Origin of the sequence: Rhodococcus sp. T7 (genome assembly GCF_009872365.1) — a bacterium.
Classification (GTDB): Bacteria; Actinomycetota; Actinomycetes; order Mycobacteriales; family Mycobacteriaceae; genus Rhodococcus_F.
The window spans coordinates 50,461-64,562 of record NZ_WXYH01000329.1 but is presented as its reverse complement, the minus strand read 5'-3'; the positions used below and the strand labels follow the sequence as shown (position 1 = coordinate 64,562).

Genomic DNA, 14,102 nt, shown 5'->3' with positions numbered 1-14,102 from the left:
CTGCGCGGCGGCGGCTGGCTGCAGGGCTACAACTGCCAGGCCTTCACCAGCGCGGACGGGCTGATCCTGGCCACCGGCGTCGGGACCAGCCCCGCCGACTACGACTACTTCCCCGACCTCGTCGAGCAGGCCGGGCGGGCCGCGCAACTGATCGACACCACCCGCCGCACCACCACCCCCGCCGACACCAACCCGAACCCGAACCCGGCCCCGGCCGCGGAGGAGTTGATCGGGGTGATGCTCTTCGACGCCGGCTACTGCTCCCGCGAGAATCTGACCTCCCCGGGCCCGGACCGGTTGATCGCCACCGGCAAAGCCCGCGACCTCGAAACCGCCGCGACCGAGAACCCGGTCACCGGATCCCCACCACCACACGCCGATCCGATCGAAGCGATGACCCACCGCCTGCGCACCGAGGACGGCATCGCCACCTACCGCCAGCGCTCACACATCGCCGAAACCGTGTTCGGGCACGCCAAACACAACCTCGGATTCCGCCAATTCACCGGCCGCGGCCTCGCCCGGGCCCGCAGCGAATGGTCCTTCCACGCCGCCGTCCACAACATCGGCAAGATCCTCACGCACCTGACCGACGGGAACACCCTCCCGGCCACCGCCTGACCGGCGGGGCGGGCGGGCCGCACTGTCCACCGACCCCACCACACCCACCGATCTCACCCCGCCGTCCCGGCCACACCTCGATACCGCAACAGCCCCCCGGCGGTTAATAAGTACTCACGGGGCGGGGTGTGGTTGCGCTCACACTCGCGGTCATTTAGGTTACTGAACTGAAGTCAACTCAATTTCAATCGGCCGCCCTCGGAGGCATCGTGGATCAGTTGTTCATCACCTTGACCACCGGCATCGCCAACGGTGCCGTGTACGGTCTCATCGGACTCGGACTGGTCATCATCTTCCGATCGACCGACGTCATGAATTTCGCAATGGCATCGCTGTCCACTCTCGCCATCTATGTTGCCCTCAGTGCCTACGGAGCCGGCGCGGGCATCGTCGTCGCACTGGTCGTCGCGGTCGCCTTCGGAACCCTCAGCGGAGTCGTGGTGCGGGAAGCACTGATCCGTCCACTGGGGCAGGGGAAGCTCTTCGCCGCGCTCGTCGTCACGATGGGGTTGTCGATCATCGTCGAGCATCTGATCGGCCGGTACTGGGGAGAGCAGCCGCGACGATTCCCGCAGCTCATCGGCGGCACGATCTCGATCGGCAACTCGAACCTGATGCTGCAGGACGTCGCCACGATCGTCCTCGCCGCGCTCGCCGTGTCGGCCATTGCGTATCTCTTCACGCGTACGCCGCTCGGATCGGCGATGCGCGCGGTCGCCGAATCTGCCGAGACCGCCGGGATCATGGGCATCAACGCGCACAAGGTCGCGCGGACCGCCTGGGCCCTCGGCATGGCGCTGGCGGTGCTGGGAGTCTTCCTGTACGCCCCGAAAACCGGGGTGTCGCCGGTGATCCTGGCGCCCGTGTTGTTCCGTGCTTTCGCAGGCATCCTGCTCGGTGGTCTCCCCAGCATGTACGGCGCCGTCATCGGTGGACTCATCATCGGTGTCCTGGACAACCTCGCTGCAGCCTATATCTCCGCCAGCTTCCGCGACACGTTCGTCTTCTGCGTGGCGGTGCTCGTGCTGCTCATCCGTCCCCAGGGCATCTTCGGCCGCCAAACCTTCGAGAGGGTCTGATATCCATGGTCACACAAGACATCTCGGCCCGGCCCGCCGGACGCACCGCCCAGCGGCTTTACCGCGCCGGTCAGCTTCTCGGCGGCCCGGCTGCCGCGCTCCTCGCGCTGGTGGTGCTCTCGTCCGGGCTCGTGCCGGGCTACCAGATGTACACGGTCGGACTTGCGGCGGTGTACGGACTGATCGTCCTGTCCATCTCGCTGCTCGCCGGGTGGACGGGTATCTGGTCGATCGGGCATCCCGCAATGGTTGCGATCGGCGCCTATGCAACCGCCTACGGCAGCAGTAACGGTTGGGGACTTGCCTTCACATCCGTTGTCGCCGTTGTCTTGTGCGCGCTACTCGGAGGCTTCCTCGGTTTCGCCGGCTCCCGCTTCTCCGTGCTGTACGTCGCACTTCTGACGTTGGCGTTCACCTTGGTGACCCTCGAGATCATCGGTGCGTGGAAGAGCGTCACCGGCGGCGACCAGGGAGTGCCGGTCGAGACGTTCGAGACCGCGTTCGGCGACCTCGTTCCGTCGTCCGACGAAGTCACCTACCTCGCCGTCGGAATTCTCGGTCTCGCGATCGCGGTGTCGGTGTTCCTGCGCCGCACGACCATCCGTATGCGCATGGTCGCCGCCAAGACGCACCCCCTGGCGGGCAGATCGATCGGTATCACTCCCGAACTGCAGTCGAGCCTCGGCTTCGCGATCAGTGCGGGTGTCGCGGGCGTGTCCGGTGTGCTACTCGCCTTGCTGTCGGGCTTCATCAGCCCGGAGGGCTTCTCGATGGTCTTCGCGGTCAACCTGATTGCCGCGACCGTCCTCGGCGGGACCGGCAGTGTGATCGGCGCCGTTCTCGGCGGCGCGTTCCTCGCATCCGCACCGACGCTTGCGTCGTCGCTGTCGATCGACCAGCCCTACCTGATCGGGGGTGTCCTGATCCTCACCCTGCTGTTTCTCGCCGATGGAATCGTCCCGACGGCCGGGAAGCTGTTGCGCCGATTCGCCCCGGTCACCCGAGCCCTCGGCCGCCCGGCGCTGTCGATATCGGGACCAGACCTCGTCGACGCGTCAGGATCGGACGCGAACGTGCGGGCGGATACCGCCGGCGCGGCGATGCTGACGACGGAGGCGCTCGGCGTTCGATTCGGTGGTCTTCAGGCCGTGCAAGATATCGATCTCCGTGTCGGCGCGGGTGAGGTGCTCGCGATCATCGGGCCGAACGGCGCCGGCAAGACCACCTTCGTCAACGCCCTGTGCGGCCTGATCGGCGGCGGTGAACTCGTGGGGACGATGGAACTCGGTGGCCGGCCGCTGAACGGCGTACGGGCGACTCGTCGACGTTCGCTCGGCCTCGGCCGGACATTTCAGCATGCCGAACTGTTCGCGGAACTGACCGTTCTCGAGAATGTCAGCGTCGTCAATCGTTGGGAGCGCCGTGCCGATCGCGACTCTGCGCTGCAGGTACTCGCAAGTGTCGGGTTGGCCGACCACGTGCACCGACTCCCCGGAGAACTGCCGTTCGGGCTGCAGAAGCGGGTCGATCTGGCCCGTGCGATCGCGGCGCTGGCCGGCAACCCGCGATTGATGGTTCTCGACGAACCATTCGGTGGCCTCGACGCGGATGAGCGTCGGACCCTCGCAGAGCACATCCGCCGACTCTCGGATTCCGGTACCTCCGTGGTCATCATCGACCACGTCCTCGACGACCTGTTCGCCGTCGCGGATCGGGTGGTGGCATTCGACTTCGGTGAGTTGATCGCCGACGGAACCCCGGACACCGTCCTGCAGAACCAACAGGTCCGCGACTCGTACCTCGGAAACATCGACACCACACTGATCGCACCCGACATCGACCGAACGGCGACTCCGTTGATCTCCGTGCGGGGGATCGAGCACCACTACGCGGGTGTGCGTGCACTGTCCGGCATCGACCTCGACGTCCACGCGGGCGGAATCCTCGGCATAGTGGGCGCGAACGGAGCCGGCAAGAGCACTCTGGGGCGGATCCTGCACGGCGATCTGCACTCGACCGGCGGCACCCGGACGGTCAACGGCACAGATGCGCTGCGGCTCAGTCTGGTTCCCGAGGGGCGTGCCTTGTTCCGCACCCTGTCCGTGCGCGAGAACCTGGAGGTCGCGGCGTACGCCGCAGGAATCTCCGGCCGCCAATTGCGTACTCGGCTCGAAGAGCTGCAGCAAGGACTCCCCGAACGTGTCCGCACCCGCATGAACATCCCGGCCGGCTCGCTGTCGGGCGGCGAACAACAACTGGTCGCCATCGCCCGGGCACTGATGGCCGATCCCGAAGTTCTGATCCTCGACGAACCCGCGCTGGGTCTGTCCCCGGCGATGGTCGACGAGGTCTATTCACAGGTCAATGGTCTGGCACGCTGGGGCATCACGACCATCCTGCTCGACCAGTCCCTCGCCCGAGCGTTCGAATCCTGCAGTGAGGTCGTCGTGCTCCGTCAAGGTCAGGTCGTCGCGCGCGGCAACAGCGGAACACCAGGATTCAGTCAGATCGCGGAGGCAGCGTACTTCGGGACCGAGGTCCCCGCGCACAGCGGAGAAGTGCTCGTACCAGAACCGTGACGGCCGTGAGCGTTCCGCGAAGTCGAATCACCGTCCGACTCGGTCGGACTCGGAGAAGAGAGAGTATGGAGAAGATGAATGCGTCTCGGACACCAGGGCAAGGCAGATTCGAGGGCGCAGTAGCGCTGGTGACCGGAGGCGGATCAGGAATCGGAGCCGCGGTTGTCGCGCAGCTCGTCGACGAGGGAGCGGCCCGCGTCTACGTGGCCGATATCGTGGGCGACGAGTTGCGCCGGCGGTACGGTGACGATCCGAGGACGATCCCACGAGTGCTCGATGTCTCGGACTCGGCGGCCGTCGACGCTGCCATGGCGGAGGTCGTCGCCGCCGAGGGCCGGCTCGACGTCGTCGTGCACGCCGCCGGGGTGGACGACCCGGAGTCCAAGAAGATCATCACGGACGCGACTGCCGCGGGCGCCCCGATCGACCTGACGGCGAACCTCACCGACGCACGGTGGCGCCGCGTGATGTCGGTCAACCTGGACGGCACATTTCACGTGGTCCGCGCTGCCGTGCGGGAAATGAAGCCGAAAGGCGGCGCGATCGTCGTGATCGGCTCGTCCTCGGCGTTCGACACCCTGACGGGGTACCCGCACTACGCGGCGTCCAAAGCGGCCGTCCATGCTTTCTGCCAGGCCGTCGCCAAGGAGGTCGTGGCATTCGATATCCGGCTCAACCTCGTGGCTCCCGGCCCGACTGATACCGGAATGGCCGCTCGAACACCGGAAGAACTGAAAGTGCAGTGGGTCAACAACACACCGGTGCCGTACGCGACACCGGACGAGATCGCAGACAACGTGCTGTTCCTCGCCTCGGAACAGGCCAGGAACGTCGTCGGTGCGGTGTTGCTCAGCAACCGTGGGCGATTCACCGTCTGAGCCCCACCCTCATCGACAACTGTGTCCCGCCCCTGAATTCAGGGGCGGGACACAGTGCTACTGCGGTGCTACTGCGGCGACACGAAGTCGCCGAGGGGGACGAACTTGCCGTCCTCGACCTGGACCCGGACCACGCTGCGGGTGCCGACGTGCTCGTCGGCGCTGAACGTGAGCGGAGGCATGACGCCTGTGTCGAGGGTGCCGCTCGCGACTATCGCGTCGGTGATGGACTCCGACGTGATCTCACCGTCGATGCTCTCGAGGACCTGAGCGAACGCTTTCGCCGAACCGTAGGTTGCCAGCGAGTAGAAATCGGGCTTCTCGCCGGGCTTGTACTTCGCCAGCGCCTGCCGGTATTCCTCAACCTCCGGGGTGTCGGCGGTGGGAGGCAGCGTGAGTGACACGGCGCGGAATCCGTCCGCATTCTTACCTGCCAGGTCGAGCAGACTGTTACCCACCGTGGGGGAGTAGCCGTAGCTGGGAATCTTGACGCCCTGCAGCGCCATCTCGTTGAGGTAGGCGGCGGCCTCCTGGATCGGCAGGATCGTCAGGACTGCATCGGGTGCGGCCGCGCGGATCTGGGACACGAACGGGCTGTAGTCCGTGCTCCCGAGCTTGACCTCCACCGTCGAAACCTCCGCGCCGGCCTTCTCTAGTTCGGTCGTGGCGACCGCGCCCACGTTCACGAACGCGGCCGGATCGTTGCGGATGATCGTGACCTTCTTGGCACCCTCGTCGAGTGCCCACTGCGCGGCAGCGCGCGCCTGGTTCTCGTAGAGCGTCTGGCTGCCGAACAACCCGTCCCGCGGCGGGTCGTACCAGGCGGCGGAGCCGCCGTAGGTCCCGAAGATTGGGATCTGGTTCTGTTCGAGGACGAACGGAAACGTTGCCTCCGTCGTCGCGGTGCCGTTGGCGCCGACGATCGCGACAACGCGGTCGCGAGAGACCAACTGTCGCGCCACCTGAATCGTCTGCTGCGGATCGAAGGCATTGTCGACCGGCGTCCACTCGACGGGGCGTCCGTGGATTCCCCCTGCCGCGTTGAGCTGATCGAAGAACGCTTGGGTGCCCGCCTCCTGCGGAAGACCACCCGACGCCTGTGGCCCCGAGAGGGGAAGCCACGCACCGAGTTTGATCGGGCCACCCGCATCGCCCGTGCCGGCTTGCGTTCCGCAGGCTGTCAAGGTCGTGGCGAGTACCACGCCGACCGTGAGAAGAATTTTCCGCACATCCACTCCTTGAATCGAGTTCAGTTCAATGGATGCTATAGGGGAAGTCGTGTGTCGGCAATCACAGTTGCGGCTGGCGTGGAGGCTCGCGGCGGCGGCAGTTCACCCGGGTTCTTGAACCGACTTCAGTTAAGGGGATAGTGTGTCGTTGGTAACACAACGACTCGGTCACATGCGATGAGGAGCCCTGGATGGCAGAAATCGAAACCGACGTACTCGTCATCGGCGCCGGAATGGCCGGGTTGACTGCGGCCGCGCGGGCGGCGACTCGCGGAAAATCGGTTGTCGTCGTCGAGAAGTCCGCGGCGATCGGCGGGTCCGCCCAGTTCGCCGGATACGCCTGGACCGCGCCTTCGCGCGAGGTCATGGACGAGGTCAACCCGGACGGTGATCCGGCATTACGGCGGGCGCTCGTCGACGGGTTCTCCGACGGAATCGACTGGATCCGGTCACTCGGCGTCGACTGCGCGGACGCGGTGACCGTACTCCGCTACGGCACCGGCCATCAGTTCGACACCAACCGGTACATCGACGAGTGTCGTCGCCGAATCCGAAGTCACGGCGGTGAGTTGCACACAAGTGCGGAGACTCTCTCCCTGCTCGCGCTGGACGGTGGAGTCGTCGGTGCGCGGGTCCGGCTCGCGGACGGTACCGAATGTGAAATACGTTCCCCGGCGACGATTCTCGCAACAGGCGGGTTCCAGGCGAGTCCCGAATTGGCCTCCGCACACATCCACCCCGCGGCTAGCGAGATGCAACTGCGCTCCAATCCCACCAGCGCGGGAGACGGGCTACGCCTGGCCGAGGCCGTCGGCGCGGCGACCGGGACGGATCGGTCCGGCTTCTACGGCCACCTCGTACCGACGGGCGTGCGATTCCGCGACCCGTCGGATTTCGTCGCACTCTCGCTCTACTACAGCGAGCACGCGCTGCTGTTCAACCTCGACAACCGTCGTTTCACGGATGAGACCGTCGGGGACCATCTGACCACGATGGACCTCCTGGAGCAGCCCGAGTCGCGAGGGTTGCTCGTTGCCGATGCGCGGGTCTACCGCGACTGGATCACCGGCAGCTACGTGGAGGGCGCCGCCTCTCTCGATAAGTACGACCTCGCACAGCGCCGGGGAGGGCGGTGTGGAATCGCCGAGAATCTCGACGAATTCGCCTATCTTCCCGAGGAGTGGGGCTACGACGGCGCTGCGATCGCGAATCAGATCCGGTCGCTCAATGCGGCCGGTCCGGACGGGCAGCCCCCGCGTAGGTTCGACTCGTCCCCCCTCGACGAAGGTCCGTACTACCTCGTCGAGGCATGCCCGGCCCTGACCTTCCCGTTCCACGGCATCCGCATCGACGAGCACGGCCGCGTCCTCGATTCAGCGGGTGGCACGATCAGCGGACTGTTCGCCGCCGGATCGGACACCGGCGGACTCTACAACCGCGCGTACACAGGAGGCATCGCACCTGCCCTGGTGTTCGGCCTGGCCGCCGCAGACCGGGCAGCGTGCCGCCGCCCGTGAGTACTTCTTAACCGCCGGCGGTTAACAAGTACTCACGGGGGGGTGTGGCCCGTCGAAACCGCAGGCTCCGGACGTCCCGTTCGGCGCGGCCCGTAGGCTGACACCCGTGCGCGTACTCGTTATCGGCTCCGGAGCCCGTGAACATGCCCTCCTTCTCGCCCTTGCTCGCGATCCGGGTGTCAGTGCCCTGATGTGCGCGCCCGGCAATGCCGGGATCGGCAAGATCGCCGAGCAGCACTCGGTCGACATCGCGTCCGGGGAGGCGGTGGCGGCCCTCGCGAAGAAGCTGGACGCCGACCTCGTCGTGGTGGGCCCCGAGGTCCCGCTGGTGCTCGGTGTCGCGGACGCCGTCCGCGCGGCGGGGATCGCCTGCTTCGGTCCGTCGGCCGACGCCGCGCGCATCGAGGGGTCCAAGGCGTTCGCCAAGGACGTCATGGCCGCCGCCGGTGTGAAGACCGCGCACAGCGAGATCGTCGACTCGCCCGCGAAGCTGGACGCGGCACTGGACCGTTTCGGGCCGAACTGGGTGGTCAAGGACGACGGACTCGCGGCGGGCAAGGGTGTCGTGGTCACCACCGATCGGGACGCCGCCCGCGACCACGCGGCCGAACTGCTCGAGAACGGCCACCCCGTTCTCCTCGAATCCTTCCTCGACGGTCCGGAGGTGTCGCTGTTCTGCGTCGTCGACGGTGAGACCGTCGTGCCGCTGCTGCCGGCCCAGGACCACAAGCGCGTCGGCGACGGCGACACCGGACCCAATACCGGCGGGATGGGCGCCTACACGCCGCTCCCGTGGTTGCCCGAGCAGACCGTGACCCAGATCGTCGACGACGTCGTGAAGCCGGTCGCCGCCGAACTCGTCGCCCGCGGCAGCGCCTTCAGCGGCCTGCTGTACGCCGGGCTGGCGATCGGCAAGGACGGCCCCGCCGTCGTCGAGTTCAACTGCCGATTCGGCGACCCCGAGACCCAGGCTGTTCTCGCGCTGCTGAAGAGCCCGCTCGGGGAGCTGCTGAACGCGGCGGCCACCGGAACGCTCGACCGGGTCGCCCCGCTCGAATGGCAGGACGGCTCGGCGGTGACCGTCGTCGTCGCAGCCGAGCACTACCCGGCGACCCCGCGCACCGGCGACGTGATCACCGGCGCCGACGGTGACGGCGTCCTGCACGCAGGCACCAAGCTCGTCGACGACCAGGTGGTCTCCGCCGGTGGTCGCGTGCTCAGCGTGGTCGGAGTCGGAGCCGACCTCGACGCGGCGCGCGCGGACGCGTACTCCAAGATCTCCGCGATCAAGCTGCCGGGAAGCCACTTCCGGAAGGACATCGGGCTGGCCGCGGTCGAGGGTCGCATCGCCATTCCCTGAGGTCGAAGCACTGTCGAAACAGGCGTGCACCCCCGGATGATCCGGGGGTGCACGCCTGTGTCGTCACCACGTCAGCGGGCGGTCCAGCCTCCGTCGATCGTGTAGGAGGCGCCGGTGACCATGCCCGCGTCGGCCGACGCGAGCCACGCGACGAGGGAGGCAACCTCCGACGGTTCCACCAATCGCTTGATCGCGCTCTCGGTGAGCATCACCTTCTCGATCACGTCGGACTCGCTGATGCCGTGCACCTGCGCCTGATCCGCGATCTGCTTCTGCACCAACGGCGTCAGCACGTACCCGGGGTTGACGCAGTTGCTGGTGACGCCGTGCGGGCCACCCTCGAGGGCCGTCACCTTCGACAGTCCCTCGAGCCCGTGCTTGGCGGTGACGTACGCGGCCTTGAACGCCGACGCGCGGAGTCCGTGCACCGACGAGACGTTGACGATGCGGCCGAAACCCGTCGCATACATGTGCGGCATGGCGGCGCGGATCAGCAGGAACGGCGCCTCGACCATCAGCGACTGGATGCGCCGGAAGTCCTCGGGGCGGAATTCCTCGATGGGACTGATGGTTTGGATCCCGGCGTTGTTGACGAGGATGTCGGTCTCGAGCCGCAACTCGGTGAGCGGATCGGTGTCGAGGAGGTCGACGTGCCACGCCGTTCCGTCGATCTCGTCGGCGAGGCTCTTGGCGGCCACGTCGTCGAGGTCGGCGACCGTGACGTGGGCTCCGCGCGCCGCGAGCGCCCGGGCGCAGGCCGCACCGATGCCGCTGGCGCCGCCGGTGACCAGCGCGGTGCGCCCGGTCAGGTTCTGCTCGGTCATGCCGGGACCTCGTTCTTCGCGCCTGCGGCCTTCTCGTCCGCGAGGACCTGCGCGTCCGCCGCGTCGATCGACTCGAGCGAGATGCCCTTGGTCTCCCGGGCGACGACGACGGCGACGGCGGTGATCAGGCAGGCGATCGCCAGGTAGATCGCGATCGGAACGGCCGAGTCGTACTTGCTGAGCAGGCTGGCCGCGATGATCGGCGCCAGCGAACCGGCCACGATCGACGTCACCTGGTAGCCGAGGGAGACACCCGAGTACCGCATGCGCGTCGGGAACATCTCGGCCATGATCGCCGGCTGACCGGCGTACATGAACGCGTGGAACACCAGGCCGATGATGATCGCACTGAGGATGACGGCGTTGTGCCCGCTGTTCATCATCGGGAAGGCGAAGAAGCCCCACGTGCCCGCGGTCAGTGCGCCGATCATGTAGACGGGACGGCGGCCGATCGTGTCCGAGAGCCGCCCGACGAGCGGGATCGCGGCGAAGTGCACGGCGTGGGCGATCAGCATCCACCAGAGGATCTGCGCGGTGTCCGTGTGGACGACGACCTTGAGGTACGTGATCGAGAACGTGACCACGAGGTAGTACATGACGTTCTCACCGAAGCGCAGGCCCATCGCCGTCAGCACGCCGCGGGGGTAACGCTTGAGCACCTCGAAGACGCTGAACGACGTCTCCTTGACGTGTTCCGCTTCCTTCTGCGCCTGGATGAAGATCGGCGCGTCCGTCACCTTGGTGCGGATGTAGTAGCCGACGAGGACGATGACGGCGGACAGCCAGAACGCCACGCGCCAGCCCCAGCTGAGGAAGGACTCGTCGGAAAGCGTCGTCGTGAGGATCAGCAGGACCACGGTCGCGACGAGGTTGCCCGCGGGCACACCGGCCTGCGGCCACGACGCCCAGAAGCCGCGGGACTTGTTGGGGCTGTGCTCGGCCACCAGCAGCACCGCGCCGCCCCACTCGCCGCCGACGGCGAATCCCTGAATGAAGCGGAGGGTGACGAGCAGGGCGGGGGCCCAGTACCCGATCTGGCCGTACGTGGGCAGGCAGCCCATCAGGAACGTGGCCGTTCCGACGAGGAGGAGGCTGAACTGGAGCAGTTGCTTGCGGCCGAACTTGTCGCCGAAGTGACCGAAGACGATGCCGCCGAGGGGCCGGGCGACGAAGCCCACGGCGTAGGTCACGAACGCCGCGATGATCGCGTCGAGTTCGTTGCCGCCTGCCGCGAAGAAGACCTTGCTGAACACGAGCGTCGCCGCGGTTCCGTAGAGGAAGAACTCGTACCACTCGACGACGGTGCCGGCCATGGACGCGCCGACCACCTTCTTCAGCCCGGACGGCGGGGTTTCTTTCGCGTGCGCTGTTTCGTCGACGCTCATCTGTCGCTCCTCTTCACACTCCGTACCCCGTTGTGACTGGGGGCACAGTTCATTGGTCCTGCCGAGTATTGATGCATATTTGTGCGCACACAATGACGCAACCTGCAACCGGCATGTGCAAATATGCACAGATGACCTCCGGAGCAGCCATGCCCAGCGCCGACGACCTCCTCGTCCTGCTGGCAGTGGGACGGACCGGCCGCTTCAACACGGCCGCCGACGACCTGGGGGTCAACCACACGACCATCTCGCGCCGGATCGCGAGCCTCGAGAAGAGCCTCGGCGGCCGGGTACTCGTGAAGGCCGCCGGCGGGTGGGAACTCACCGACCTCGGGCGGCAGGCGCTGACCGCCGCCGAACGCGTGGAGGCCGCCGTCCACGGACTCGTCGCCGAACCCGGCGGCGCCGACCACCTGAAGGGCGTCGTCCGGGTATCGGCGACCGACGGGTTCAGCGCCTACATCGCGGCGCCCGCAGGCGCGCTGATCCGCAGCAGGCACCCGGACGTGTCCGTGGAGATCGTCGCGATCACCCGCCGGGCCTCGCAGCAGCGGTCGGGACTCGACATCGAGATCGTCGTGGGCAAACCGCAGGTGCACCGGGCGGAGGCGCTGTGGCTGGCCGACTACACCCTCGGCCTGTACGGCGCGCGGTCGTATCTGTCCGAAAAGGGCACCCCGACGCGGGTCAGTGATCTGGCCGATCACTCACTCGTCTACTTCATCGACTCGATGCTGCAGGTCGACGAACTCGACCTGGCGCGCCGCCTCACCGTCTCGATGCGCGAATCGGTGACGTCGACCAACGTGTTCGTGCACGTCGAGGCCACCAGGGCCTCGGCAGGCATCGGGCTGCTGCCGTGCTTCATGGCCGACCGCCACGACGACCTCGTGCGGGTGCTGCCCGGGCAGGTCGAGGCCACGCTGGCGTACTGGCTCGTGGCGCGGCCCGAGTCACTGCGACGACCGGAGGTCGCGGCGGTGGTGGGGGCGATCCGGGAGACGGTGGAATCGCAGCGGGACGCGTTGGCGGGGGAGTGAGCGGCTCACGCTAGCGTCATGGGGTGCGTCCCGAATCCCAGCGGTCCAACATCCAGACCTTCCACGTGATGGACGTGTGGAAGGCCGCCACCGAACGTCAGCGCACCCACGGCGACGTCCTGACCCTCGCCGCCGGGCAGCCGTCCACCCCCGCGCCGCAGCCGGTTCTCCGCGCGACGCGGGAAGTGCTCGACGGTCACCTGCTCGGGTACACGGAGACGTTCGGGATCCTGCCGCTGAGGGAGGCGATCGCCGGATATCACGCCGGCAAATCCGGAATCGACGTCGACGCCGAGGACGTCGTCGTGACCACCGGTTCCTCCGGCGCGTTCACGCTGCTGTTCCTCGCCGCCTTCGACGTCGGCGACACCGTGGTGGTGGCCCGCCCCGGCTACCCGGCCTACCGGAACACGCTCGCCGCGCTCGGCTGCAACGTCATCGAGATCGACTGTGGAGCCGACACCCGGTTCCAGCCGACGGTCGCGATGCTCGACGCCCTGCCCGAGCCGCCCGCCGGACTGATCGTCGCGAGCCCTGCCAACCCCACCGGCACCGTCATCGACCCCGGCGAACTGGCCGCTCTCGCCCGCTGGTGCGACGCTCACGGGACGCTGCTGATCTCCGACGAGATCTACCACGGCATCGGATACGGCGAGCAGGCGATGACCAGCTCGTGGGAGACGTCGCGTGAGTCCGTCGTCGTGGGCTCGGTGTCCAAGTACTTCTCGATGACGGGCTGGCGGCTGGGCTGGATGCTGGTGCCCGAGGGGCTGCGCAGGCCGTTGCAGCGGCTGGCGTCGAACATGACGGTGTGCCCGCCCGCCATCTCCCAGTACGCGGCGATCGCCGCGTTCACCGAGGAATCGAGGGCCGAACTCGACGGCCACGTCCAGCGCTACGCCGTCAACCGGGAACTGTTGCTGACCGGACTCCCCGAGCTGGGCATCACCGACCTGGCACCCGCCGACGGGGCGTTCTACGTGTACGCCGACATCGGGCACCTGCTCGGCGGAACCCACGGCGCGACGTCGACGGAATGGTGCTCGCGGCTGCTGCAGGACACCGGTCTGGCGCTGGCCCCCGGCATCGATTTCGACACCGTCCACGGAGACCGGACTGTCCGGCTGTCGTTCGCCGGATCCACGGCGGAGGTCCGGGAATCCCTGGTGCGACTGGGCCGCTGGCTGTAGCCGCAGTTCGCTCTTGCGGCGGCGTCGCAGCAGTTGTTCGATGGACTTGGGCGCACTGCGTGTTCGGGGGCGCCAGGCAAGGAGAACGGCGATGCTGTACGTCGCGTTGCTCGCATTCGTGTTGTGGGTCCTGTGCTTCGCCGACGCCGTCACCACCGACGACGACCAGTTCCGGAACCTCTCGAAGGAGGGCTGGCTGGTGATCGTGCTGTTGCTTCCGCTCGTCGGCTCGGTGCTGTGGATCGTGGCCGGGCGGCCGCAGAAGATTCCGAGCGATCGGCTGCCTGCCGACCCGGAGGAAGCCGAGTTCGTGCGGCGGTGCCGCGAACGCGCGGAGGAACAGCGCCGGCAGGGTTTCCACGGGCGCGACCAGGAATAGAAGGCCTACACTGTGGCTAGG

Annotated in this window: 12 protein-coding genes; 9 read left to right on the top strand and 3 right to left on the bottom strand. The window is 67.3% G+C overall.

Translation table 11 applies throughout. From position 1 onward, the window contains the following. The 4 genes from MLGJGCBP_RS28465 to MLGJGCBP_RS28450 all read left to right on the top strand — a co-directional run. The coding region (locus tag MLGJGCBP_RS28465) for a transposase (protein ID WP_201453221.1) at nucleotides 1-621 on the top strand (621 nt) is incomplete at its 5' end. A gap of 209 nt (nucleotides 622-830) precedes the next feature. Next, entirely contained in the window at nucleotides 831-1,700 is an 870-nt protein-coding gene (locus MLGJGCBP_RS28460; protein ID WP_160099686.1) for a branched-chain amino acid ABC transporter permease, read from the top strand. Between the two features lie 5 nt (nucleotides 1,701-1,705). Further along, entirely contained in the window at nucleotides 1,706-4,279 is a 2,574-nt protein-coding gene (locus MLGJGCBP_RS28455) for an ATP-binding cassette domain-containing protein (RefSeq protein ID WP_160099685.1), read from the top strand. Between the two features lie 74 nt (nucleotides 4,280-4,353). Beyond that, the gene (locus MLGJGCBP_RS28450) at nucleotides 4,354-5,157 is read left to right on the top strand and encodes an SDR family NAD(P)-dependent oxidoreductase (protein ID WP_160099689.1); all 804 of its coding nucleotides are present in this window, start codon (nucleotides 4,354-4,356) and stop codon (nucleotides 5,155-5,157) included. A 68-nt stretch (nucleotides 5,158-5,225) separates the two neighbouring features. On the opposite strand, the gene MLGJGCBP_RS28445 is transcribed toward MLGJGCBP_RS28450, so the two are convergent. Then, the gene (locus tag MLGJGCBP_RS28445; protein WP_160099684.1) at nucleotides 5,226-6,386 is read right to left on the bottom strand and encodes an ABC transporter substrate-binding protein; all 1,161 of its coding nucleotides are present in this window, start codon (nucleotides 6,384-6,386) and stop codon (nucleotides 5,226-5,228) included. 191 nt (nucleotides 6,387-6,577) lie between these two features. On the opposite strand from MLGJGCBP_RS28445, the gene MLGJGCBP_RS28440 reads away from it, so the two are divergent. Both MLGJGCBP_RS28440 and purD read left to right on the top strand, forming a co-directional pair. Next, on the top strand, nucleotides 6,578-7,903 hold the full coding sequence (locus MLGJGCBP_RS28440; RefSeq protein ID WP_160099683.1) for an FAD-dependent oxidoreductase: 1,326 nt from the start codon (nucleotides 6,578-6,580) through the stop codon (nucleotides 7,901-7,903). Between the two features lie 106 nt (nucleotides 7,904-8,009). Continuing rightward, complete coding sequence (gene purD / locus MLGJGCBP_RS28435; protein WP_087557752.1) at nucleotides 8,010-9,263, top strand: phosphoribosylamine--glycine ligase; 1,254 nt, start codon at nucleotides 8,010-8,012, stop codon at nucleotides 9,261-9,263. Between the two features lie 71 nt (nucleotides 9,264-9,334). On the opposite strand, the gene MLGJGCBP_RS28430 is transcribed toward purD, so the two are convergent. Then, entirely contained in the window at nucleotides 9,335-10,087 is a 753-nt protein-coding gene (locus MLGJGCBP_RS28430; protein WP_160099682.1) for a 3-hydroxybutyrate dehydrogenase, read from the bottom strand. Continuing rightward, nucleotides 10,084-11,472, bottom strand: coding sequence for an MFS transporter (locus tag MLGJGCBP_RS28425; RefSeq protein WP_160099681.1), 1,389 nt, complete (start codon nucleotides 11,470-11,472; stop codon nucleotides 10,084-10,086). The genes MLGJGCBP_RS28430 and MLGJGCBP_RS28425 overlap by 4 nt, the downstream gene beginning before the upstream one ends. Before the next feature lie 131 nt (nucleotides 11,473-11,603). Between MLGJGCBP_RS28425 and MLGJGCBP_RS28420 the strand changes: the two genes are divergently transcribed. The 3 genes from MLGJGCBP_RS28420 (at nucleotide 11,604) to MLGJGCBP_RS28410 (ending at nucleotide 14,081) form a co-directional block, all read left to right on the top strand. Continuing rightward, nucleotides 11,604-12,512: a LysR family transcriptional regulator gene (locus tag MLGJGCBP_RS28420; RefSeq protein WP_160099680.1), complete on the top strand. Its 909-nt coding sequence runs from the start codon at nucleotides 11,604-11,606 to the stop codon at nucleotides 12,510-12,512. A gap of 23 nt (nucleotides 12,513-12,535) precedes the next feature. Beyond that, entirely contained in the window at nucleotides 12,536-13,702 is a 1,167-nt protein-coding gene (locus tag MLGJGCBP_RS28415) for a pyridoxal phosphate-dependent aminotransferase (RefSeq protein ID WP_087557748.1), read from the top strand. A gap of 91 nt (nucleotides 13,703-13,793) precedes the next feature. Then, complete coding sequence (locus MLGJGCBP_RS28410; RefSeq protein ID WP_160099679.1) at nucleotides 13,794-14,081, top strand: PLDc N-terminal domain-containing protein; 288 nt, start codon at nucleotides 13,794-13,796, stop codon at nucleotides 14,079-14,081. Nucleotides 14,082-14,102: the final 21 nt, after the last annotated feature.

Coding starts and splice junctions, on each gene's coding strand:
- MLGJGCBP_RS28430 (WP_160099682.1), bottom strand. CDS start 10,087: ATGACCGAGCAGAACCTGACCGGGCGCACCGCGCTGGTCACCGGCGGC.
- MLGJGCBP_RS28410 (WP_160099679.1), top strand. CDS start 13,794: ATGCTGTACGTCGCGTTGCTCGCATTCGTGTTGTGGGTCCTGTGCTTC.
- MLGJGCBP_RS28455 (WP_160099685.1), top strand. CDS start 1,706: ATGGTCACACAAGACATCTCGGCCCGGCCCGCCGGACGCACCGCCCAG.
- MLGJGCBP_RS28440 (WP_160099683.1), top strand. CDS start 6,578: ATGGCAGAAATCGAAACCGACGTACTCGTCATCGGCGCCGGAATGGCC.
- MLGJGCBP_RS28425 (WP_160099681.1), bottom strand. CDS start 11,472: ATGAGCGTCGACGAAACAGCGCACGCGAAAGAAACCCCGCCGTCCGGG.
- MLGJGCBP_RS28420 (WP_160099680.1), top strand. CDS start 11,604: ATGACCTCCGGAGCAGCCATGCCCAGCGCCGACGACCTCCTCGTCCTG.
- MLGJGCBP_RS28450 (WP_160099689.1), top strand. CDS start 4,354: ATGAATGCGTCTCGGACACCAGGGCAAGGCAGATTCGAGGGCGCAGTA.